Source organism: Acinetobacter sp. QJM3NY_42 (genome assembly GCF_056173745.1).
The window spans coordinates 96,368-117,770 of the sequence record NZ_CM149689.1; the positions used below are offsets into that span (position 1 = coordinate 96,368).

Here is a 21,403-nt window from a genome sequence, read left to right on the forward strand (position 1 = left end):
TTAGTTTTAAAAAAAACCTCATGTATAAAGGATCTATTTAAAAATGAAAAACGTATCTGTTAGCTCAACTTTACTAATAATTTTATCAATTTTAGGATATTTAAGTAATACATCTATAGCAAAGAATATAAATAAAATCGATATCAAAAGCTGTTCAATTGATTTTGATGAAGTAGATTTTTGTACCAAAGAAAGATTAAAAGATTATAATAATATTTTAAAAAATAAAGTATCAAATTTTGATAAAAATAAGTTTTTAATGAGTTTTAAAGAAAAAAACTATTTATATTTTGCTGTTATCGATTTAGAAAGTCTTAAGGTTTTTACATTTCCAGCTTCATTGAGTGTGATGTCAAATATTAAGCCTGTAGAATTTTCATCAAATAATAATTTATTTTGTTTAAATGGTAACTTTAACCAATATCAGAATTCTTATAGGGCAGTAAAAACGTGCTATGTATATAATAATGGGGTTTTTAATTTTAAATCAAGAGATGAGTTGGGAAAAGAAACAAAAAAATATGATAACTTCAGTTCCAATAATGAGATAAAGAAACTTAACTTACCAATTTCTTCCGATTTTTACTCTAAGTGTACTGAGAAAAATCCAGTGAAAAAATGTGAACAAATTGAAAAATATAATAATAGACCTTATACGTTATCTGAATTACAAAAAATATCTCCTGATTTGGTGGTTTTATTAAACGACTCAAAAGTAAAATCATTAAATGCAGATACATTTAGGTTCCTTCCTAAAATTAAAGATAGTTTTTATTCTATTGCCGAAAAGTATATTGATACAGATGAAGAATCTAGTTCTGAATTTTATCTGATAAAAATAAAACCTGAGCTGGTGGTAGTGAAAATAGGTGATTATTACTCAATTGATAGCTCTGGAGTGATTAGTTATAAAAATGAGAATGAAAAGCTATTAAAGAAAAATTTAAAATAAGAATAGTGTAATATACCCTATCCAAGTTGGGATATATCTTTTAAAATAAAAAATTAATGGTAATGGGTTTAAAATAATAAGGAATTTGAAATGAAATTTTTGAAAAAAGTAATGATATTTTCTATTGGTTTAGTAATATCAAGTAGTCCGTCAGTCGCCAAAGAAATCAATAAAATAGAGAAAAATATTAGAGTAATTAAATATCCTATATCATCAAATTTTTATTCAGAATGTAGAGAAAATAAATCTGAAAAAGAATGCAAAAAAATAAGTGATATAAAAGATTATTCTTATAAATCAACGAAAATTTTAAAAGAACTCCCAGTTGAAGGGAGGTTTTTGTCAGATGGTAAAATAAAAGATCTTAATGTAGATAATTTTAGATTTATATCTAAAGGTAATGATATAGTTTACTCTATAGCTGAAAAATATGTAGATACAGATGAAGAGGCTAAATCAGAATTTTATTTGATTAAAATTAAGCCAAAACTAGAAATAGAAAAAATAGGTTATTATTACTCAATTGATAGCTCCGGGATAATTAGTTATAAAGATGAGTATGAAAAATTATTAAAGAAAAATTTAAAATAAAAATATGTGATATACCTCCTCTAAGTTGGGGTGTATTATTTAAAAAATAAAAAATTGATAGTAATTGGTTTAAACTAATAGGAAGTTTGAAGTGAAATTTTTGGAAACAGTAATAATATTTTCTATTGGTTTGTTAGTATCAAATTGTGGATTTTCTAAAGAAAATAATCAAAATTTTGAAAGTGATAAGAAGAACGTTTCTAATGATTTTGTTACAAAAGATAAAGTTTTAAAGTGTAACTTTGACCATAGTTTTATTGATTTTTGTTCAGATAATTATTTAAAGCTTTATAATAATTCATTGAGAAAAAAAGCAAACTTTGCCCAAAATAAAGTTGCTTTAGTAATTGATAAAGAAAGAGATACTGGAAAAGGTGCACCTAGAAAAGTTAAATACTTTGTCGTATTAGATCCAACAACGAAAAGAGTATATCCATTAGGACAATCTGTTGGTTATTTTGTTAATAATAGATTAGAAGAGATCATAAATGAGCCTCCTCGTATTAAATTTAGTCAAAATAATAATCAAATTTGTCTATCAGGTACAACATTTTCGTATCAAGATAATAATATAAATGTTGAGAATGAATGTTATACATTCAATCCAAATGATAAAGATTTTTTTAAAAAAGTACAGAAACAAAAAAATATAAAATATAAAAATAGCAATTTTCCCATTACATTTGAAAAGAAAAAATTTATGTGTAATGGAGTGAAGTGTAAAGAAAATACACTCACAAATGATAGGTTAAAAGAAATATCAAATAATGATAAAAATAGTGAACTTCGATTTCTTGTAAATGAAAGAGGATTTGATACAACCTATATTAATGCTTCTGCTGGTAGTAAGATTTTATATGTTTTAAAATATAGTGAGGGTGATAGTGAGCAAGAAAATATATATTTATCCTATTTTTTAGATGGTCTATTTAAAACTAAGGCATTAGGTGAAGTTAAATCATTTAAAATAGATAGTAGTCAGAATGTATATTTTAATGGTAATAAATTAATCTTAAATTAATTTTTTAATAAAACAGGATATCTTTAGTTGATATCTTGTTTTTAAATATAAAGTTTTTCTTATAATATTATTTTATATAGAATAATTAATTAGTTGTATTGTTAAATATAAAAATATTTAATATATAACTAAAAAATATTGCTAAGCTTAACAGTGGTATCATTAGTGGCTTCATTTCTGGCGATGAGCCTGGAGAAGGTGCGATGCATATAGAGATAACCTAATGAAAAATACTTTATTATTAATACTAGTTTTGTTAGTTTCTGGATGTTTCAATACAGCTAATACAGCTAATACAGCTAATACAGCTAATACAGCTAATACAGCTAATACAGCTAATACAGCTAATACAGCTAATACAGTTTATTATTCATATAAGAAATGCACTTTAAAAAATGTTTGTAGTGAATTTAATTACATAAAATATCAAAATAGTTATGCATTGTTTGCTTATAAGCCTCCTGTAGATGAATTTTATATAAAAATAAAAGATAATAAATATTACATTATCTATAAAAATATATTTTCAGAAGGTGTTGAAATGGGATGGGCACAAATGAAAATAGTTGCAAATAATGAAAATAATCTTATTATAGAAACTAATAATATATTTCAAACTTTAGGAAACTATAATATTATAGGCAATGGTGATAACTCTAATTATGTTCCCTCGAAAAACTATAGAAGAGATATGTATAAAATTAATGACTTCTATGATGGCTATTCTTTTAGACAATATCAAAAATTAACTTTCATAAAGAAAAATAAGCAGCTTTTACTTGATTGTAAAAACTATATGCAAGACCTAGATCCGAAGAATAATTATTCAGGTATGTTCTATAGTGTTTGTTCTGATAAGGAAAAAATTTATTTTAAAGAAATTCCAGAATTATAAATAACATGAATATTTTTATAATTATGTAAATTTAGGTGGTATTTTTAATTTCAGGATAAAGTTTTAATAATTTAATATAATAATAAAGATATATATCATTAACCATACACAGGTAGTAAAAGTGATTTATAAAATATTAATAGGTATGTGCTTATTGGCCTAAGTGCTTGTGATACTAAATATTTGAGTGATACTACTCATACTAAACCTATTAAACCGCGAAAAATAGAAGAGAAGTCACAAGAAAGTCTACCTACAGTAGAGAAATTGAAGATTAGTAAGGATATTAAGGAAAAACTAGATAATAAAATTTATTTATTATTAGATCCTGGTGAAGGAGGTATTATAAGTGAAAAACCTCTTAATAAAGATATTGTAATTATTTATAAAGATAATAAAAAAATTAAATATGATGTCGTGGCACCAGTATTGAAAAATGATGATTCTGATTGTGTTTCAAAATTAACTATTGTTACAGATGAGCCTAACTATTTTTATAATATTAATAAAAGAAGTAAGGATTTAGTTTGAGGCTATGGCTTTGAATTAAATAAGGATTAGATTCTATATAAAAATAATAAAGTTAGAAGGATTGATATGATAGGGAATGGAATCCCTAACATTATAACTGAATATTTTACAAAAGAAGGTTCACATTTTAATATTTGGGGAGTGCTTAATAATGAAGAAAAGCTATTACATCGTTATACTTATCTAGATATGGATTTACAAGCATCATGTACTGAAAATAAAGAAATATATAGTAAGGGTTTGTTGGATGTAAGGAATAAGTATAGAGAAAATTAATAATATTTATGATAGATAAAAATTTTACTTAAAGATATAGATACTTTAATACTAAAAGTGCTTATATTAAAATAAATTAATATTATATTTCTACTAGTCGAATTTTAGTGTAAAAAGTATTAATTATAGAAACTTTTAAAGCTATCTATTTTTTATATTTTTGATTCTCATAAAATTTAAAATGAAGAATTTTTTAGACTTTAATTAAAGTAATGTATTGTTTAAAAAAATATATATAGAGATTATGCAATAATGATTAGAGTCTTTTTTTTATTTTTAATTAGTTTAATGTATGCAGTTACAACTGAGGCAGGTCAGCCTAAGTCAAGTAATACAAAACTTTATTTTTCATATCAAATCTGTAAAAATTCAGGGAAGTGTAAGCATCTTATACCCACAAAAAAAGTGAATAATTATCTTTTTAAAAGACTTGATCCTGCACGTGATGAGTTTTATATAAAAGATAATAATGGTAATTTTACCTTATATTATAAAAATATTTATAGTGAAGATGTCCAAGTTGGATGGGCAGAAGCTAAAGTAGATAAAAATAATAATAATGAGTTGAGTTTAAATATTGATAAAATTAACTTGGCCTTGGGTGGGATTGATTTTATAAAGAATGGATATGCAACTAAACAGGCTGAATCAAAGAATTTTAAGTTAGGAATCTATTATTTAGCTGATAATTATACAGGTGCTCCATATTATCAAAAGCAAAAAATAGTATTTAAGAAAAATGCTGGAGATTTGATTTTAGAATGCAATAGCTATTTAAATAATCCTTCTGTAAAAGATGAATCTTATGGAGTTTTTTATGGAGTATGTTCCGAAGGAGAAAAAGTTTACTTTAAGCAGGTAAACTGATTTAATTATCCTTTTTTATATAAATATAAGGCTAATAGCTTTTATATTTTTTAAGTTAAGTTATTAACCAAAACTTTAGATTTAAGACTAATAATTTTTAATTTAATTTTATTAAAATGTAAGAAAGCTCTAAAATACTCTAGAGCTTTAAAAATATACCCTTCAGTTTTTTAACTCTCTAATATCACTTCAAGTAATTCTGCGCTAGGCGCAAAGTAATATGCCCCATCAAGTGGAGTAACAAAATGTAATAAACGGTCATGAATACCATCACCACTGGTTCCAAACATACGGTTCAGCATGAGATCGATAATGTTAAGGTCTTTAGTATAAGCAATAAAGAAAAGACCCTGATCACCTTTCCCATCACCATATGGGAGACTATGACGAAGAATCTCCATTTCCTCACCATTTTCATCTTCTACCACGGTACGTGCTATATGCGCATTCTCAGGTTTTACCTCATCATCCAGTTCAATAGACTCAAGTTTGGTACGGCCCATGATCTGCTCTTGAGTATCTACTTTTAAACGTTTCCATTTTTCCAAGTCATGTGCATAACGCTGGGCAAAAATAAATGATCCATCTGCAAATACACCGCTGTCTTCAGGCAGAAGCGCAACCTCTGCACGGTCATCGTTAAATTGTGGGTTTTCAGTACCGTCAATAAAGCCGGTAATATCACGCCCATCAAAGTAGCGAAAACATACCCGCTCATCCAGCACCTCAACCTTGTCTTTGATTCCCTCAAAAAATGCCTGGCTCAAGGCAAAACAGATGTCAGCACGTGCGCTGGCAATATGAATGAATACATCGGCAGGTACCACCGGCATCTGAAAAGTACCCTGCTGAGGAGCAAGCTGTTTAAAACCAGGAGGCATTTCTTTATAAAGCTGGAGCCATATTTCTGGACCGAAAGCGACTGCCGCTTTAATCTGTGCAGCAGGGTGCTGAGTAATCAAACGGTCTCGTGTACTATGCAGTAGCGCGATTTGCTCCTTAAGCTCAGCCACTGACAAATCTTTTAAACGTAAACTGATAAAACGTGCATGGTCAGAAGGTAAGGGAAGGATTACCGATTGAGCAGTCATTAAAAACCCCACAAAATTTTATACAGGCTTTAAGCCTTATGAAATACTTGTTCTGATCTTCTGTACAGTAAAAATCAGGATAAATAAAATTGCCATAGTAAGTACAATACTTAAGCCGGTCGAAATGTCCAGACCAGCACTTGACCATAGTCCTACCGTTATTCCAATCTGTGCCATCACAAATGCCCAGATCACCATCTGTCTGGGCGAATGTGCAAGCAGACGGGCCGTCAGCGCAGGTATGACCAGTAATGCTCCCATTAGTAAAGAACCTACGGCACGCAATGCCAGAACTGTAAACAGCGCCAGCAGTAACATGAAAATCAGGCGCTGCCATTGGTTATGGATGCCTTCGCTGGCTGCAATATCCGGATCAATGGCAGTACGGATCTGGGCTTGCCATGATTTATAAAGCACGGCGAGTGCCAGCAGAATAACCGCAGCAAATGTAGGTAAGTCATTCCAGCTGATTGTGAGCAGGTCACCGAACAGATAACTGAGCAGTTCAGGCCTTAAACTGGGCAAGTGCTGGATAAACAACAGGCCAGAACAGAGCAGGGTCGCTGAACACAGTGCCAGTAAAGCATCACTCGGCAAGCGCGGATCATGCAATACCCATAACACTGCCACCAGTAATAAGGCCAGTAAAGTAACACCCATCCATAATGGTAAGCTAAGTGCACCTGCAACGGCAACGCCAAGCAAAGTGCCATGCGCCATGGTGTCGGCAAAAAATGACATCCGTCGCCACAGCATCAGACAGCCAAGTGGAGCGGTCAGAAAGACCAGCAGGGTACCCATAATCCAGGCAGGAAGCAAAAGTTGTAGCCATTCCATCATTACTTAAACTTCCGGTTCAGGGTGGATATGTGGGCGGGCATCATGCTGACAGGGTTCAGCATGGTCGCCATGCGCACAGCGGTCATGATGATGCTGATAAAATACACGTTGGGTTCCAAAGATTGCCTGATATTCAGGATGTTGCTGAACATTCTCTGGCAGGCCACTACAACAGATATGCTTGTTGAGGCAAACCACACGATGCGTGCCTTGCATGACCCACTGCAAGTCATGAGAAACCATTAATACGGCACAGCCATAACGTTCCGGCAGGCTCCGTACATAGGCATACAGTTCGGCCTCAGACTGAATGTCAAGCCCTTGCATGGGTTCATCCAGAACCAGGATATCTGGCTGGCGCAGTAATGCACGTGCCAGTAATACCCGTTGCCGTTCACCTCCGGAAAGTTGTTGCACTTTAGATAACTCTAACTTGCTGATACCCGTATCTCGGATGATTTCTGATTTGATCTGCTGGGAGCAGTTTTCTAAAGCGAGCAGGTCTTTGACGCGCAATGGCAAGCTATGTGATGGGTTAAATTTTTGTGGCACATACGACATCTTTAGCGTTTTAGCTGTGCGGACATGACCAGTGCTCGGCTGCATAATGCCTAGCAATATCTTAATCAGGGTAGACTTGCCAGCACCGTTTGGACCGATCAGGGTCACAATCTCCCGCTCATGGAGCGTAAAATTAACCTGCTTAAGAATATCCAGCTCATCAAGCCTTACACTGATATCTTCAAGAGAAACCAGGGGCAGGGGAGAGCTTAGGCCGTGGTGTTGCACTGCTGACATAATCCTGAAATCTCGATAATACTGTGGTGCGCATTAAAATGATCAGAAGCTGCCAGCTGCTCCAGCTGCTGCATCAAGCCTTGTGCCGATGCCTCTTTAACAATGTGACAGCGCGTACAGATCAGAAAAGCCGCCTGATGGCCTTCTCTTGGATGACAACAGGGAATATAGGCATTAATTGAAGTCAAACGGTGAATAAGGCCTTTTTCCAGCAGAAACTCTAGCGTACGGTAAACAGTAGGTGGAGCAGCCGGCCGGTCAGTATTACTTTTCATTTTAGCCAGCAGGTCATAGGCCCCCATCGGGCTGGAAGCTTTCAGAATCAGCTCCAGCACCTGTTTACGTAAAGGAGTAAGACGTGCACCCGAGGCAATACATAAGCTTTCTGCTTCAGCAAGACGTGCTTCAACGTTATGATGGTCATGTACGCCGTGCAATGTGTCATGATGTCCATGTGAACATGAGCTCATGCTAAAACCTCGAAAATAATTTATTAAATATTAACATGAAGCCTAAGCATGTTTAGAACAGGCATAGGTATTTTTGTAGAATTGTTATATTATAACATTAAAGGGTCTTGGTTTCTTCTTCATGTTACGTTTTATTCTTGTTGCTCTGGCACTATGCAGTTGTACCTTAAGCTGGTCAAATGACCTGGTTGTATCTACACAACCTATTTACCTGATCAGTAAAGCAGTTACCCAAGGAATCGAGCAACCCAAGCTGCTATTAGCCAATCAGAGCGGGCATGATATTACTCTAAAGCCGGCTCACCGTAAGACCATTCAGGATGCTTCTCTGGTGATCTGGCTTGGGAAAGCTCATGAAGCTCCTTTAGACAAGGTATTGAGTAGTCAGCCTAAAGCAATCTCTATCCTGGATTCAGGACTGGTAAAGCTGCTGCCACTTCGAAATACCCGTGGTAAAGCATTACCAAATACCGTCGATACCCATATCTGGCTTGATCCGAATAATGCGGTACGTATCGGCTTTTTTATAGCGGCCTTACGTTCACAGCAGTATCCGGCACATCGGCAGGCTTACTGGAATAATGCACGGGCATTTGCAGCACGTATGCTCAAAGTGACGCAACAATATAACCAGACTGGTCAGTCACGTCCGTACTGGTCTTATCATGATGCTTACCAATATTTGGAAAGACCTCTTAATCTGCGCTTCGCTGGTGCCTTAACTGATGATCCACATATTGCTCCAACTATGAGTCAGATTCGTTACCTGAATCAGCAGCGGCCAAGTCAAAAAATGTGTTTGCTGGCAGAAGGCCATGCCAGCCAGGCCCAGTATCGTAGCCTGAATCCGATCATATTCCAGAAGGTCGACGAAAGTATGAGTAATGAGCAGGATTTTATTGTAGCGTGGAAAGATCTGGCTGATCAGGCCCATCGCTGTGTAGTAAATGCACGATAAACAGATAAAAAATAAACACCCTGAAAATCTCTCAAGAACCGGCTGAGGATTGAAAAAAACCATAGTTCAATCGGGAAAAGATTGCATGTTCAGGGGTGTAACTCTATAATGCCTGCGATTAAAAACGATCATCAGCTAAACTTGTCAAGCATTTATGCTGTAAGTGGGTAAAAATGAGCCGAACTAGTCGCTTGATTGACCGACGGTTAGCGAAAGCTTTGGTCTACCTGCAAGCATTTATGATACCTGTGTCTGCTTTGATAGCATGGCTTGTAAGTGATACAACCGCAGCATTAAGTGCTGCACTTGGTGCATTGGTGTGCTGGCTTGCAAGCAGTTATTTCTCATGGCAGTCATTTAGAACTGCCGGGGCAAGAGCTTCAAAGCAGGTTCTATTGAATATGTACCGGGGCATGCTCGGCAAGTTTGCAATCATGATTGTTGGCTTTATTTTAATTTTAAGCAATGTACAACCACTGTCACCGGTGGCATTGTTTTGTGGATTTATACTCGTTCAGAGCATGTCTTGGGTTGCCCCGTTTTGGGTGTCTCGACTACAAAAACGAGTTTAAGCGCAGCAGAAATTGAAAAGTTTTTTTGGAGATGTGTGAGATATCAGGCAGCACGCGATATTCACCAGCTCTATTTATTATTTGACATTGACCAGGTGTGATTTATGGCTGCTGAAGAACATGCCCTTACTTCGACAGAGTATATTAAGCATCACTTGACCAATATGACCTATGGCAAAATGCCGGACGGTACTTGGAAATTGGCCGAGACTGCTGAAGAAGCTCAACAGATGGGGTTCACTGCAATTCACTTGGATTCAATGGGTTGGTCAATTGGCCTTGGTGTGATTTTCTGTTTGTTATTCTGGCTGGTTGCTAAAGCAGCCAATTCTGGTGTTCCTACCAAATTCCAGTCTGCAATCGAAATGATCATTGAGTTCGTTGACTCAAGTGTTCGTGATACTTTCCATGGCAAATCTCGCTTGATTGCGCCATTGGCACTGACCATCTTCGTGTGGATTTTCCTCATGAACTTGATGGACCTGATTCCTGTTGACTGGGTTCCTTACCTGGCTCAGCAGATTGGTGCAAGTGTATTTGGTATGGATCCTCACCACGTTTACTTCAAGATCGTTCCATCTACTGACCCGAACATCACCTTAGGTATGTCCCTGTCAGTATTTGTCCTGATCTTGTTTTACAGCATCCGTGAAAAGGGTGTTGGTGGCTTTGTTGGCGAGTTGGCACTTAACCCATTCAACCCAAGTAACCCAGTTGCAAAAGCGTTACTTATTCCGGTGAACTTAATTCTGGAACTGGTAACTTTCCTTGCACGTCCAATTTCATTGGCACTTCGACTGTTCGGTAACATGTATGCGGGTGAGTTGATCTTCATCTTGATCGCGCTTTTACCGTTCTGGATCCAATGGGCGTTATCTGTGCCTTGGGCTATCTTCCACATTCTTGTTATTACGTTGCAGGCGTTCATTTTCATGATGCTGACCATCGTATACTTGAGCATGGCAAGCGAAAAACATTAATGGTATTGCCTGACTGTTATCAGACGGTTAGGCACAATTTTTTAATTTAATTTGGTATAAAACCTAACCTCTGAGGAATTTTTCATGGAACTCACTTTAGGTCTAGTTGCAATTGCATCTGCTATCTTGATCGCTTTCGGTGCTTTAGGTACTGCGATTGGTTTTGGTCTTCTGGGCGGTCGCTTCCTTGAAGCTGTTGCACGTCAACCAGAATTGGCTCCACAACTTCAAACTCGTATGTTCCTAATCGCGGGTCTTCTTGATGCTGTGCCTATGATCGGCGTTGGTATTGGTTTGTTCTTCATCTTCGCAAATCCATTTGTAGGTTAATCAGCTTAATTCCCAAAACTCCACTATTTGAGGAATTGCTAAATGAATATCAACCTCACATTGATTGGCCAAGCGATTGCATTTGCGGTTTTTGTCGCATTCTGCATGAAGTTTGTCTGGCCACCACTAATCAATGCGATTAGTGAGCGTCAGCGTCGTATCGCTGATGGCTTAAATGCTGCTGAAAAAGCGAAAGCTGATCTTGCCGATGCACAGGCGCAAGTAAAGCAAGAGCTCGATGTAGCTAAAGCACAAGCGGCTCAATTGATCGAACAAGCGAACCGTCGTGCAGCACAGCTGATCGAAGAAGCGCGTACTCAAGCTGCGGCTGAAGGTGAGCGTATTCGTCAACAGGCAAAAGAAGCTGTTGATCAGGAGATCAATTCTGCTCGCGAAGAATTACGTCAACAAGTTGCTGCCTTGGCAGTATCTGGTGCAGAAAAAATCCTGAACCAGCAAGTTGATGCGCAAGCTCACAATGCCATGCTGACCCAGCTGGCTGCTAAACTTTAAGCGAGGCGATTATGGCTGAACTCTTGACGTTGGCACGCCCGTACGCCAAAGCAGCATTTGCTTACGCTTCTGAGCAAGGTGCAACTGACAATTGGTCGAATGCGTTACAAGTGCTCAGTGCTGCGGTGCAAGACGAAGCATTTTCCGCTTATTTAAATCGTCCTGAGCTTACACCTGTACAACAGGTGGAACTTTTTGCAAAGGTTTTAGGTGAACAACAAAGTCAGGCAGTGTCAAACTTTCTGATTTTGCTGGCAGACAATGACCGTTTGGCATTGCTTCCTGAAATTGCTGCAGAGTATGAAGAGCTTAAGTCACAGAATAACAATACAGTCGATGTCGTTATCGAATCGGCTTTTCCCTTGAATGCAGAACAGGAACAGCTGCTGGCAGATGCGTTACAAAAACGCTTTAATGCCGCTGTAAATGTTAGCGTTGAAGTGAATCCGGCGTTAATCGCGGGTGTTGTAATTCGTGCGGGCGATCAAGTGATAGATGATTCTGCGCTGAACAAGCTTGAAAAAATGCGGACTCGTCTTCTTGCATAACGCAAAACAGAAGACTGAACTTATAAAAGATTGAGGTATAGCGCAATGCAACAACTGAATCCATCCGAGATCAGTGCGCTCATTAAACAGCGTATCGGCGATCTGGACACCAGCGCGACCGCTAAAAACGAAGGTACCATTGTTATGGTATCCGACGGTATTGTGCGCATTCACGGTCTTGCTGATGCAATGTACGGTGAAATGATCGAATTCGACGGCGGCTTATTTGGTATGGCACTGAACCTAGAACAGGATTCAGTGGGTGCCGTTGTTTTAGGTAGCTACCTAAACCTTCAAGAAGGTCAAAAAGCTCGTTGTACAGGCCGTGTATTAGAAGTTCCGGTTGGTCCTGAACTTTTAGGTCGTGTCGTAGATGCTTTGGGTAACCCGATTGATGGTAAAGGCCCTATTGATGCAAAAATGACTGATGCTGTTGAAAAAGTAGCACCAGGTGTAATTTGGCGTCAATCAGTAGATCAGCCCGTCCAAACTGGTTATAAATCAGTAGATACCATGATCCCTGTAGGTCGTGGTCAGCGTGAGCTGATCATTGGTGACCGTCAGACTGGTAAAACAGCAATGGCGATCGATGCCATCATCGCTCAGAAAAACTCTGGCATTAAGTGTGTATATGTGGCAATTGGTCAGAAACAATCGACCATCGCTAACGTTGTGCGCAAGCTGGAAGAAAGTGGTGCGATGGCATATACCACTGTTGTCGCAGCGGCAGCAGCTGATCCTGCAGCAATGCAGTATCTGGCTCCGTACTCTGGCTGTACAATGGGTGAATATTTCCGTGACCGCGGTGAAGACGCTCTGATCATCTATGATGATCTGTCTAAACAAGCAGTTGCGTATCGTCAAATTTCACTGCTTTTACGTCGTCCACCAGGTCGTGAAGCGTATCCAGGTGACGTGTTCTATCTACATTCGCGTCTTCTTGAGCGTGCTTCTCGTGTATCTGCTGATTACGTTGAGAAATTCACCAATGGTGAAGTTACAGGCCAGACTGGTTCATTAACTGCATTGCCAATTATTGAAACACAAGCTGGTGATGTATCTGCATTCGTACCAACGAACGTAATTTCGATTACTGACGGTCAGATCTTCCTTGAAACCTCTCTGTTCAATGCGGGTATTCGTCCTGCTGTGAACGCAGGTATCTCGGTATCGCGTGTTGGTGGTTCTGCTCAGACCAAAATTATCAAGAAATTGGCTGGTGGTATCCGTACTGCTCTTGCTCAGTACCGTGAACTGGCGGCATTTGCCCAGTTTGCATCTGATCTTGATGAAGCAACTCGTAAGCAACTTGAACATGGTCAACGTGTAACTGAACTGATGAAGCAGAAACAATATGCTCCATATTCAATTGCTGACCAAGCTGTATCTATCTATGCTTCAAACGAAGGCTACATGGCTGATGTTGAAGTGAAGAAAATTGTAGACTTTGATGCTGCACTCATTGCGTACTTCCGCTCTGAACATGCCGCACTCATGAAACAAATCGATGAAACTGGTGATTACAACAAAGACATCGAAGCTGCAATTAAAGCAGGTATTGAGAGCTTCAAAGCGACTCAAACTTACTAATTGATTAGTTAAGTTTGTTTCACGGATCAACCTTCGGAGGCTCCTTGAGCTTCCGAATATTAGGTTAAGCGTATGGCAAATTTAAAAGAAATTCGCGCCAAGGTCGCAAGTATCAAGTCCACGCAGAAGATTACGCGTGCGATGCAGATGGTTGCTGCTTCAAAAATGCGTCGTGCGCAAGAGCGCATGGCTCAGGGCCGTCCGTATGCCGAAAATATGCACCGTGTAATTGCTCACCTGGTACAAGCAAACCCTGAATACAAACACCGTTATATGGTTGAGCGCCCGGTTAAGCGCGTTGGCTATATCATCGTGTCTTCAGATCGTGGTCTTGCGGGTGGCTTGAACATTAACCTGTTCAAGAAAGTTGTTCAGCATGTTCAGCAACAACGTGAGCAGTCAATTGAAGTTGAATTTGCTTTAATTGGTCAAAAAGCGGTTTCGTTTTTTAAAAACTACGGCGGTAAAGTGCTCGGCGCTACTACACAAGTAGGGGATGCTCCAAGTCTGGAACAGTTAACCGGTTCTGTACAAGTCATGCTCGATGCATTTGATAGAGGCGAACTTGATCGCATTTATCTGGTATCTAATGCATTTATTAATGCCATGACCCAGAAACCAACGGTAAGCCAGCTTGTTCCTCTTGCTCCGGCTAACGAAGGCGACAGCCTCAACCGTACTTATGGTTGGGACTATATCTATGAACCGGAAGCTGAAGAGCTGCTAAACGGTTTGTTGGTTCGCTATATCGAGTCTATGGTTTATCAGGGCGTGATTGAAAATATCGCGTGTGAGCAGTCTGCTCGTATGGTTGCAATGAAAGCTGCAACTGACAATGCAGGCCAGCTGATTAAAGACCTACAGCTCATTTATAACAAGCTGCGTCAAGCCGCGATTACTCAGGAAATTTCCGAGATCGTTGGCGGTGCCGCTGCCGTTTAACATTATTAGTTTGAATTGAGGAGACAGCAATGAGTAGCGGTCGTATCATTCAGATCATCGGCGCGGTTATCGACGTCGAGTTTGAACGCAATAGCGTTCCTAAGATCTATGACGCTCTCCAGGTTGACGGTACTGAAACTACTTTAGAAGTTCAGCAACAACTTGGTGATGGTGTTGTGCGTACCATCGCAATGGGTTCTACAGAAGGTCTTAAACGTGGTCTGCCTGTAACTAACTCTGGTGCACCGATTTCTGTTCCTGTGGGTACTGCCTGTCTGGGCCGTATCATGGACGTTTTGGGTCGCCCGATTGATGAGGCAGGTCCTGTAGCGACTGAAGAGCGTTTGCCGATTCACCGTCAAGCACCTTCTTATGCTGAACAAGCGGCTTCTACAGATCTTCTGGAAACTGGTATTAAAGTCATTGACTTGCTTTGCCCGTTTGCAAAAGGTGGTAAAGTTGGCCTGTTCGGTGGTGCCGGTGTTGGTAAAACCGTAAACATGATGGAATTGATCAACAACATCGCAAAAGCTCACTCAGGTTTATCTGTGTTTGCTGGTGTTGGTGAGCGTACTCGTGAAGGTAATGACTTCTATCACGAAATGAAAGATTCTAACGTTCTAGACAAAGTAGCAATGGTCTACGGTCAGATGAACGAGCCACCAGGTAACCGTTTGCGTGTAGCGCTAACTGGTCTGACTATGGCTGAATATTTCCGTGACGAGAAAGACGAAAACGGTAAAGGCCGTGACGTACTGTTGTTTGTAGACAACATCTATCGTTACACATTGGCGGGTACTGAAGTGTCTGCACTTCTAGGCCGTATGCCATCTGCAGTAGGTTACCAGCCTACTCTTGCAGAAGAGATGGGTGTTCTTCAAGAACGTATTACATCGACCAAGAATGGTTCTATTACCTCAATCCAAGCGGTATACGTACCTGCCGATGACTTGACAGATCCATCACCTGCAACTACGTTTGCTCACTTGGACGCAACTGTAGTATTGAGCCGTGACATCGCATCTTCTGGTATTTATCCAGCGATCGATCCACTTGACTCGACTTCACGTCAGCTAGACCCGCTGGTTGTTGGTCAAGAGCATTATGAAATTGCACGTTCTGTACAGAATGTATTGCAGCGTTATAAAGAGCTTAAAGACATTATCGCAATCTTGGGTATGGACGAACTGGCTGAAGAAGATAAACTGGTAGTTTACCGTGCGCGTAAAATCCAGCGTTTCTTCTCTCAACCGTTCCACGTAGCTGAAGTATTTACTGGCGCGCCTGGTAAATTAGTACCGCTTAAAGAAACAATTCGTGGCTTTAAAGGTCTTCTAGCTGGTGAATACGATCACATCCCAGAACAAGCGTTCTATATGGTTGGTGGTATTGACGAAGTTATTGCTAAAGCCGAGAAACTTTAATTAGCTACTCTAATTTAGGAGATTCTCATGGCGACTATGCAATGTGATGTCGTAAGTGTAAATGAGTCAATTTACTCAGGCACTGTGACTATGCTAATTGCAAAAGGGGCTGGTGGCGAACTGGGTATTATGCCTGGTCACGCGCCGCTGGTAACTTTGCTCCTGCCAGGACCGATTCGTGTCCTGCTGGAAAATGGTACGGAAGAGATCGTCTACGTATCTGGTGGTGTTTTAGAAGTTCAGCCACATGTGGTAACGGTTCTTGCTGACTCTGCAATCCGTGCCGATAATCTGGATGAAGTAGCAATTATGGAAGCGCGTCGTAACGCTGAACAGTTGCTGGCTAACCAGAAGAGTGATTTGGACTCTGCTGCTGCTCTGGCTGCTCTGGCAGAAACTGCTGCTCAGCTGGAAACGATCCGTAAAATCAAAAATCGTGCAATGTAATTGTCAGTTTGAGATTAAAGAAACCACCCGAAAGGGTGGTTTTTTTATGATAAGAATCTTTTTAGTGAAAATATTTTTATTAGTGCCCAGTTTCACAGTAAAGTTACTAAAATTCATTTCTAAGCAAAGTTATTGAAAGCAGATGATTTAAGGCAAGATTAAAATACTTTATAAGGGGGTAGGCATTTTATATAATATTCGAGCCTCTTAAGGACGTTATAAAATTTTAAATCAAGTTATTCTATTAATCGTATCTTATTATTAGCCTGAGTTTAAAATTTTTTCATATTAACTTAATAATAGATAATATTTTTTCTTTATTTTAGATGTTTCATTAAATTTTTATTTAAAGAGCTGATCCAGAGTTTTGTATTAATTAAAGGCTAGCTTCAGTTATTCAATCTCTTATTCATAATATCTAGGTTGAATCTATTTTATACCACTCGATATAACTTTTACCCGCACTCCGTAATGTTTTGAACCATTCTGTAAGCAAAAATAAAGTAGTAAAAAAATAATGCTAGTTTAATTCCATGCCTCTTGGGTTTTTAGCTTGTAAAGCCTTTAGATGTTTTTTCTCTCCCATGACATTACACATATTCTTATTTATTCCAGCAGAAACTAAATTGCTTACACAGGGAACTTTATTATGAGTTATCAATCAGTTAACCCCTTTAATAATCAAAAATTGAAAGACTATCCTTCACATAGCGATCAGGACATTCAAAATGCCTTGGATACAGCAGAAAAAATCCTGAAGTCAGAATGGTCACAACAGGTCGATACCCGTATTGATGTACTGCGCAAGCTGGCCAGCAATATGCGTGAACGAAAATCGGAGCTAGCCAAACTGATGGCGCTGGATATGGGGAAACTGATCAAGCAAGGCGAAGGTGAAATTGAAAGCTGCGCCCGTATTGCTGAATATTATGCAAACCATGCCAAAGAATTCTTAGCCCCGGTGTCATATAAAACAGAACTGGGCGAAGCATGGGTCGAACATCATCCACTGGGTATCATTATGGCAGTTGAACCCTGGAATTTTCCGTTTTATCAACTGATGCGTGTGTTTGCACCAAACTGTGCAATTGGTAATCCGGTTTTGGCGAAGCATGCCAGTATTGTTCCACAGTGTGCCGAAGCATTCGAACAGTTAATCATAGATGCGGGTGCACCTAGGGGAGTATGGACAAATCTATTTATTAATAGTGATCAGGTAGCGGATATTATCGCAGATCCGCGTGTACAGGGTGTAGCATTAACCGGCTCAGAAGGGGCAGGGCGTGCAGTAGCCGGACAGGCTGGAAAACATGTCACAAAATCCACCTTGGAACTGGGCGGTAATGATGTCTTTATTGTTCTGGATGATGCTGATCTGGAAAAAGCAATTAAGATTGGCTGTCAGGCACGTATCAATAATGCCGGTCAGGTCTGTACTGCAGCTAAACGATTTATTCTACATGAGAACATTGCCGAAGAATTTAAAGCCGGTATGGTTAAAGTCTTTAAAGACTTGAAAGTTGGTGATCCACTTGACCCTGAAACACAACTTGGACCTTTATCTTCAGCAGATGCATTAGAAAAACTGACTGAACAAGTTGAAAATGCTGTGAAAAATGGAGCAATACTAGTCACTGGCGGTAAGCCGGTTGACCATGATGGCAACTTCTATGAACCAACCATTTTAGAAAATATTAGCCGTGATAATCCAGCTTGGTATGAAGAGTTTTTTGGACCAGTAGCGCAGATTTATGTTGCCAAAAGTGAAGATGAAATTGTAGCCATTGCCAATGCTTCAGATTATGGTCTGGGTGGTGTAATTCATTCTCAAAATATTGAACGGGCAAAAAAATTAGCTTCTCGAGTCGAAACTGGCATGATCTGGATTAACTGGTATACTGATACTGCACCAGAGTTACCATTTGGCGGAATAAAGAATTCTGGCTATGGTCATGAGCTTTCCATTGATGGTTTTAAAGAATTCGCACAAAAGAAATTAGTCGTTGTCAAAAGCCCGAAAAAATAAGTTAGTTTAAAATAAAAAGCCCTAACTATAGGGCTTTTTTTATGACTCTAACTTTCTTCCTGTTCAGATGTTGCTTGAGTATCTTTATCTGAACTCTGCATCAACATATCTGCCAGCTTAAGCATTTCTGTCTGAATAGTATTCATTTGAACCTGGACCTTATTAAAATCCACCTGATTAAAATCAATTTCACCGTTGAGTAGAGGAGAAGCAAGAGCCTGCTGGTTTGCCTCTAAGATATTATTACGGATCGAATCAATTTCTTGGCTTTTCAGGTTTAAAGAGGACAATGTCTGGCTAAATCCACGAAGTTGTTCTTGTAAAATAGTGGCGGTTGCCTGAAGCTGATGCGGATCTTTCTGTTCAATGGCCTGCTGTAAGTCAGTCTGAGCCTGCTGTAACTTTGCTACATAGCCTTGGGTTTTATATTGCATATCTGCCACATCGCGGGCCATATAGAATATATTGCCGTTTGCGAGTTCGGAAGATGGGGCAGGTTTTGTTGCAGGAGCCTGGCTGTGTTCACTATACACTGCTTCAGATTCATCCTGTTGCATCTGGTCACAACCTAGTAATAGCAGACCTGAAGTAAAAATAATAAAAGGAAGTAAAGCCCCTTGCAGTAACTTTTTCATGTTCCACGGTATTTCCATTAAATATTGTTTTTTAATATATGGATAAAATGTGGAGATAAAACTTATTGTTGCAAAGCGATAACACTTTTATTAACCCTCAAAGTTAAAAAGATGCCGAAGCACCTTTTTTGTAGAACCTATTAAATAAAGCTTAATGATGAACTACTTTAATAACCTGATGTGAACGGGTATTAATCAGTACATAATCTCCATTAACTTTAATCCATTGCTGGTTTCTTGCGGGCTTGGATAAGTTTTTATAACGTTTATGGTCAATCTGGTTCGCATGAGAGTAATATTGTGCAGGAACTTTATCACCTGTTTTCCAGTTTACATGGGATGAAGCATGCCGGTTTACTTTAGCTTGATGCTGATAATGAGACTGGCTCTGATCTTGATGAGTATGATGGGCACGTTCAGGGGCAGCCATAGCCACTGTGGCACTTAGGCCGGTAACTAGAGCAAATAGGGTGGTCTTAATATAGTGTTTCACGTGGAACCCCGGTTTCAATAAATATTTTGATAGTTATATTAAAAGCTTTGAATTCCCAGTGAAGATGAAGGATGAATAGTAGATTTATTAAAACTATGGATAAATATAAAAATTAATTTTTATTGAAGAATTCTATCCTGATCAGTGACATTTTCTAAAAAGAGGGAGTCGCTGCTCTCCCTCATATTTTTTAATTATCGTTTTAGTTCCGTCTCAATCGCATCAATTAGGCGCGGGTCATCTGCAGTGATATCTGGTGCGAAACGAGCTATAACTTCTCCATTTTTATTGATTAGAAATTTTTCGAAATTCCAAAGTACTTCCGGTTTAGGATTTGGAGTCAGGCCATAATCTACCAGATCTTTCCACCAAGGGCCTTCACCAATCCGTTCTGGCTGTGCCGTAGTCAGCGTCTGGTAAAGCGGATGTTTATCTGGGCCGGCTACTGAAATTTTGGCAAACATTGGAAAAGAAACATCATAAGTGAGTGAACAAAACTGCTGAATTTCTTCGTTAGAACCCGGCTCCTGTTCTAAAAAATTATTAGCTGGAAAACCCAGCACTTCGAATCCCTGATCTTTTTTCTCACGGTAGAGCTTTTCAAGTCCTTCATATTGCGGAGTCAGTCCACATTTTGAAGCAGTATTGACAATGAGTAAGACTTTACCGGCAAATTGATCAAGTGTAATTTCTTCACCTTGTATGGTTTTAATAGAAATATTAGAAATAGAGGTCATATAGGCATCCCTAAATAAAATAAATTAAAGTTTTAACCTATTCTTTTTAGCCGCAAATTTATCTGGCAGCAAGCTGTTTTATTAATTGTTAAACAGGGCAGGCTATTTTAGCCTGCCCTTAAATTATTATTGAGCTGATTGAGCTGATTGAGCTGATTGAGCTGATTGAGCTGATTGAGCTGATTGAGCTGATTGAGCTGATTGAGGGTCTACTTTTGCCTGAAGTTTCTGTACATCATGCATAATCTCTTTTTGTACATCCATCACCTGCTGTTGTAGCTCTTTAATCTTGGCTTCATCTGGTTTAGCTTCAGTACTTAACTTGGTTAATTCCAGTCCAAGTTCATTTGAATGAATAAACTTATTGCGCAGTTCATGAACTTCCTGACTTTTTAGTGACAGCTTTTTAAGCTCACCATTAAATTCAGTCATAAAACCCTGCATTTTCTTCATTATATCCATAACCTGCTCACGGTTATTAGCTTGAACTGCCTTCATCATCTGATCTTGGTAATCTATAGCAGCTTCAGCTTTAGAATTTGCCAATGCTTGTAATCTGTTCAGGTCATTACGGATATCTTCATGATTATCTTTTGTCATGCTGCCTGTAGTTGCAGGAGCAGTAGTATTGGCTGTATTAGTTGCGGTAGTTGTCTGCGTGTTTTCTGAAGCAGCTGGTTCAGTTTGTTTATTACAGCCAGCAAAAGCTAAACATGCCATACAGGCAGTAGTAAGAAGTAATTTTTTCATTAAAATAGATATCCTGTTTAGAAAATAATATTAAATTTTGAATCATCAACTTTCTTATTAAAAAAGAAGTGTTGTATTAAAAACTAATCACTTATTTAAACATGCTTTTATTATAGGAAAGACCAA

At 38.4% G+C, this 21,403-nt stretch carries 24 protein-coding genes and 1 pseudogene; 17 read left to right on the forward strand and 8 right to left on the reverse strand.

The annotated features are described in order from the left end of the window. Positions 1-43 precede the first annotated feature (43 nt). The 6 genes and pseudogenes from AC0VYT_RS00430 (at position 44) to AC0VYT_RS00455 (ending at position 5,133) form a co-directional block, all read left to right on the forward strand. Complete coding sequence (locus AC0VYT_RS00430; RefSeq protein ID WP_005017320.1) at positions 44-952, forward strand: hypothetical protein; 909 nt, start codon at positions 44-46, stop codon at positions 950-952. A gap of 90 nt (positions 953-1,042) precedes the next feature. After that, complete coding sequence (locus tag AC0VYT_RS00435; protein WP_005017317.1) at positions 1,043-1,543, forward strand: hypothetical protein; 501 nt, start codon at positions 1,043-1,045, stop codon at positions 1,541-1,543. Positions 1,544-1,634: 91 nt separating this feature from the next. After that, positions 1,635-2,564, forward strand: a complete 930-nt coding sequence (locus tag AC0VYT_RS00440; protein WP_005017314.1) for a hypothetical protein — start codon at positions 1,635-1,637, stop codon at positions 2,562-2,564. A gap of 223 nt (positions 2,565-2,787) precedes the next feature. Further along, positions 2,788-3,459, forward strand: coding sequence for a hypothetical protein (locus AC0VYT_RS00445; RefSeq protein ID WP_034688900.1), 672 nt, complete (start codon positions 2,788-2,790; stop codon positions 3,457-3,459). A 121-nt stretch (positions 3,460-3,580) separates the two neighbouring features. Further along, a pseudogene (locus tag AC0VYT_RS00450) lies at positions 3,581-4,266 on the forward strand (hypothetical protein). 252 nt (positions 4,267-4,518) lie between these two features. Then, the gene (locus AC0VYT_RS00455; RefSeq protein WP_005017302.1) at positions 4,519-5,133 is read left to right on the forward strand and encodes a hypothetical protein; all 615 of its coding nucleotides are present in this window, start codon (positions 4,519-4,521) and stop codon (positions 5,131-5,133) included. Positions 5,134-5,303: 170 nt separating this feature from the next. Here AC0VYT_RS00455 and AC0VYT_RS00460 read toward each other — a convergent pair whose 3' ends face one another. From AC0VYT_RS00460 to AC0VYT_RS00475, 4 genes are read right to left on the reverse strand one after another with little or no spacing between them, the layout of a single operon-like run. Next, positions 5,304-6,224, reverse strand: a complete 921-nt coding sequence (locus AC0VYT_RS00460) for a Dyp-type peroxidase (RefSeq protein ID WP_005017300.1) — start codon at positions 6,222-6,224, stop codon at positions 5,304-5,306. A 36-nt stretch (positions 6,225-6,260) separates the two neighbouring features. Then, positions 6,261-7,064: a zinc ABC transporter permease subunit ZnuB gene (gene znuB, locus AC0VYT_RS00465; protein ID WP_005017298.1), complete on the reverse strand. Its 804-nt coding sequence runs from the start codon at positions 7,062-7,064 to the stop codon at positions 6,261-6,263. Between the two features lie 3 nt (positions 7,065-7,067). Then, entirely contained in the window at positions 7,068-7,862 is a 795-nt protein-coding gene (gene znuC, locus AC0VYT_RS00470; RefSeq protein ID WP_005017297.1) for a zinc ABC transporter ATP-binding protein ZnuC, read from the reverse strand. Beyond that, positions 7,835-8,332, reverse strand: a complete 498-nt coding sequence (locus tag AC0VYT_RS00475; RefSeq protein WP_005017294.1) for a transcriptional repressor — start codon at positions 8,330-8,332, stop codon at positions 7,835-7,837. Before AC0VYT_RS00475 ends, znuC begins: the two co-directional genes overlap by 28 nt. A gap of 121 nt (positions 8,333-8,453) precedes the next feature. On the opposite strand from AC0VYT_RS00475, the gene AC0VYT_RS00480 reads away from it, so the two are divergent. The 11 genes from AC0VYT_RS00480 to AC0VYT_RS00530 all read left to right on the forward strand — a co-directional run bounded on the left by AC0VYT_RS00480 (position 8,454) and on the right by AC0VYT_RS00530 (position 18,662). Next, positions 8,454-9,290, forward strand: a complete 837-nt coding sequence (locus AC0VYT_RS00480; RefSeq protein ID WP_005017292.1) for a metal ABC transporter solute-binding protein, Zn/Mn family — start codon at positions 8,454-8,456, stop codon at positions 9,288-9,290. Positions 9,291-9,463: 173 nt separating this feature from the next. After that, positions 9,464-9,862, forward strand: coding sequence for an ATP synthase subunit I (locus AC0VYT_RS00485; protein WP_005017290.1), 399 nt, complete (start codon positions 9,464-9,466; stop codon positions 9,860-9,862). 104 nt (positions 9,863-9,966) lie between these two features. Then, the gene (gene atpB, locus AC0VYT_RS00490; protein WP_005017287.1) at positions 9,967-10,842 is read left to right on the forward strand and encodes a F0F1 ATP synthase subunit A; all 876 of its coding nucleotides are present in this window, start codon (positions 9,967-9,969) and stop codon (positions 10,840-10,842) included. 84 nt (positions 10,843-10,926) lie between these two features. Continuing rightward, positions 10,927-11,172 (forward strand): F0F1 ATP synthase subunit C, encoded by a 246-nt coding sequence (atpE, locus tag AC0VYT_RS00495; RefSeq protein ID WP_000424060.1) that lies wholly within the window; start codon positions 10,927-10,929, stop codon positions 11,170-11,172. Between the two features lie 42 nt (positions 11,173-11,214). Continuing rightward, a complete protein-coding gene (locus tag AC0VYT_RS00500; protein WP_005017284.1) occupies positions 11,215-11,685 on the forward strand; it encodes a F0F1 ATP synthase subunit B in 471 nt (156 codons plus the stop codon). 11 nt (positions 11,686-11,696) lie between these two features. Continuing rightward, positions 11,697-12,233, forward strand: a complete 537-nt coding sequence (locus AC0VYT_RS00505) for a F0F1 ATP synthase subunit delta (protein WP_005017282.1) — start codon at positions 11,697-11,699, stop codon at positions 12,231-12,233. 45 nt (positions 12,234-12,278) lie between these two features. Continuing rightward, on the forward strand, positions 12,279-13,823 hold the full coding sequence (gene atpA / locus AC0VYT_RS00510; RefSeq protein WP_005017281.1) for a F0F1 ATP synthase subunit alpha: 1,545 nt from the start codon (positions 12,279-12,281) through the stop codon (positions 13,821-13,823). A gap of 72 nt (positions 13,824-13,895) precedes the next feature. Then, a complete protein-coding gene (gene atpG, locus AC0VYT_RS00515; RefSeq protein ID WP_005017279.1) occupies positions 13,896-14,765 on the forward strand; it encodes a F0F1 ATP synthase subunit gamma in 870 nt (289 codons plus the stop codon). Between the two features lie 29 nt (positions 14,766-14,794). Beyond that, positions 14,795-16,189 (forward strand): F0F1 ATP synthase subunit beta, encoded by a 1,395-nt coding sequence (atpD, locus tag AC0VYT_RS00520; RefSeq protein ID WP_005017275.1) that lies wholly within the window; start codon positions 14,795-14,797, stop codon positions 16,187-16,189. Between the two features lie 27 nt (positions 16,190-16,216). Then, positions 16,217-16,636: a F0F1 ATP synthase subunit epsilon gene (locus AC0VYT_RS00525; RefSeq protein ID WP_005017273.1), complete on the forward strand. Its 420-nt coding sequence runs from the start codon at positions 16,217-16,219 to the stop codon at positions 16,634-16,636. 649 nt (positions 16,637-17,285) lie between these two features. Further along, positions 17,286-18,662 (forward strand): NAD-dependent succinate-semialdehyde dehydrogenase, encoded by a 1,377-nt coding sequence (locus AC0VYT_RS00530; RefSeq protein ID WP_005017270.1) that lies wholly within the window; start codon positions 17,286-17,288, stop codon positions 18,660-18,662. A 47-nt stretch (positions 18,663-18,709) separates the two neighbouring features. Here AC0VYT_RS00530 and AC0VYT_RS00535 read toward each other — a convergent pair whose 3' ends face one another. The 4 genes from AC0VYT_RS00535 to AC0VYT_RS00550 all read right to left on the reverse strand — a co-directional run bounded on the left by AC0VYT_RS00535 (position 18,710) and on the right by AC0VYT_RS00550 (position 21,277). Next, positions 18,710-19,297: a hypothetical protein gene (locus AC0VYT_RS00535; protein ID WP_005017266.1), complete on the reverse strand. Its 588-nt coding sequence runs from the start codon at positions 19,295-19,297 to the stop codon at positions 18,710-18,712. A 151-nt stretch (positions 19,298-19,448) separates the two neighbouring features. After that, positions 19,449-19,790, reverse strand: a complete 342-nt coding sequence (locus tag AC0VYT_RS00540; protein WP_005017265.1) for an RcnB family protein — start codon at positions 19,788-19,790, stop codon at positions 19,449-19,451. 194 nt (positions 19,791-19,984) lie between these two features. After that, entirely contained in the window at positions 19,985-20,527 is a 543-nt protein-coding gene (locus AC0VYT_RS00545; RefSeq protein ID WP_005017263.1) for a glutathione peroxidase, read from the reverse strand. A gap of 126 nt (positions 20,528-20,653) precedes the next feature. Continuing rightward, positions 20,654-21,277, reverse strand: a complete 624-nt coding sequence (locus tag AC0VYT_RS00550; protein WP_005404743.1) for a hypothetical protein — start codon at positions 21,275-21,277, stop codon at positions 20,654-20,656. Between the last annotated feature and the right edge of the window lie 126 nt (positions 21,278-21,403).

What these genes read in the sequence shown, in the direction of transcription:
- AC0VYT_RS00430 (WP_005017320.1), top strand. Translation starts at nt 44, where the DNA reads ATGAAAAACGTATCTGTTAGCTCAACTTTACTAATAATTTTATCAATT.
- AC0VYT_RS00435 (WP_005017317.1), top strand. Translation starts at nt 1,043, where the DNA reads ATGAAATTTTTGAAAAAAGTAATGATATTTTCTATTGGTTTAGTAATA.
- AC0VYT_RS00445 (WP_034688900.1), top strand. Translation starts at nt 2,788, where the DNA reads ATGAAAAATACTTTATTATTAATACTAGTTTTGTTAGTTTCTGGATGT.
- AC0VYT_RS00455 (WP_005017302.1), top strand. Translation starts at nt 4,519, where the DNA reads ATGATTAGAGTCTTTTTTTTATTTTTAATTAGTTTAATGTATGCAGTT.
- AC0VYT_RS00460 (WP_005017300.1), bottom strand. Translation starts at nt 6,224, where the DNA reads ATGACTGCTCAATCGGTAATCCTTCCCTTACCTTCTGACCATGCACGT.
- znuB (WP_005017298.1), bottom strand. Translation starts at nt 7,064, where the DNA reads ATGATGGAATGGCTACAACTTTTGCTTCCTGCCTGGATTATGGGTACC.
- znuC (WP_005017297.1), bottom strand. Translation starts at nt 7,862, where the DNA reads ATGTCAGCAGTGCAACACCACGGCCTAAGCTCTCCCCTGCCCCTGGTT.
- AC0VYT_RS00475 (WP_005017294.1), bottom strand. Translation starts at nt 8,332, where the DNA reads ATGAGCTCATGTTCACATGGACATCATGACACATTGCACGGCGTACAT.
- AC0VYT_RS00480 (WP_005017292.1), top strand. Translation starts at nt 8,454, where the DNA reads ATGTTACGTTTTATTCTTGTTGCTCTGGCACTATGCAGTTGTACCTTA.
- AC0VYT_RS00485 (WP_005017290.1), top strand. Translation starts at nt 9,464, where the DNA reads ATGAGCCGAACTAGTCGCTTGATTGACCGACGGTTAGCGAAAGCTTTG.
- atpB (WP_005017287.1), top strand. Translation starts at nt 9,967, where the DNA reads ATGGCTGCTGAAGAACATGCCCTTACTTCGACAGAGTATATTAAGCAT.
- atpE (WP_000424060.1), top strand. Translation starts at nt 10,927, where the DNA reads ATGGAACTCACTTTAGGTCTAGTTGCAATTGCATCTGCTATCTTGATC.
- AC0VYT_RS00500 (WP_005017284.1), top strand. Translation starts at nt 11,215, where the DNA reads ATGAATATCAACCTCACATTGATTGGCCAAGCGATTGCATTTGCGGTT.
- AC0VYT_RS00505 (WP_005017282.1), top strand. Translation starts at nt 11,697, where the DNA reads ATGGCTGAACTCTTGACGTTGGCACGCCCGTACGCCAAAGCAGCATTT.
- atpA (WP_005017281.1), top strand. Translation starts at nt 12,279, where the DNA reads ATGCAACAACTGAATCCATCCGAGATCAGTGCGCTCATTAAACAGCGT.
- atpG (WP_005017279.1), top strand. Translation starts at nt 13,896, where the DNA reads ATGGCAAATTTAAAAGAAATTCGCGCCAAGGTCGCAAGTATCAAGTCC.
- atpD (WP_005017275.1), top strand. Translation starts at nt 14,795, where the DNA reads ATGAGTAGCGGTCGTATCATTCAGATCATCGGCGCGGTTATCGACGTC.
- AC0VYT_RS00525 (WP_005017273.1), top strand. Translation starts at nt 16,217, where the DNA reads ATGGCGACTATGCAATGTGATGTCGTAAGTGTAAATGAGTCAATTTAC.
- AC0VYT_RS00530 (WP_005017270.1), top strand. Translation starts at nt 17,286, where the DNA reads ATGAGTTATCAATCAGTTAACCCCTTTAATAATCAAAAATTGAAAGAC.
- AC0VYT_RS00535 (WP_005017266.1), bottom strand. Translation starts at nt 19,297, where the DNA reads ATGAAAAAGTTACTGCAAGGGGCTTTACTTCCTTTTATTATTTTTACT.
- AC0VYT_RS00545 (WP_005017263.1), bottom strand. Translation starts at nt 20,527, where the DNA reads ATGACCTCTATTTCTAATATTTCTATTAAAACCATACAAGGTGAAGAA.
- AC0VYT_RS00550 (WP_005404743.1), bottom strand. Translation starts at nt 21,277, where the DNA reads ATGAAAAAATTACTTCTTACTACTGCCTGTATGGCATGTTTAGCTTTT.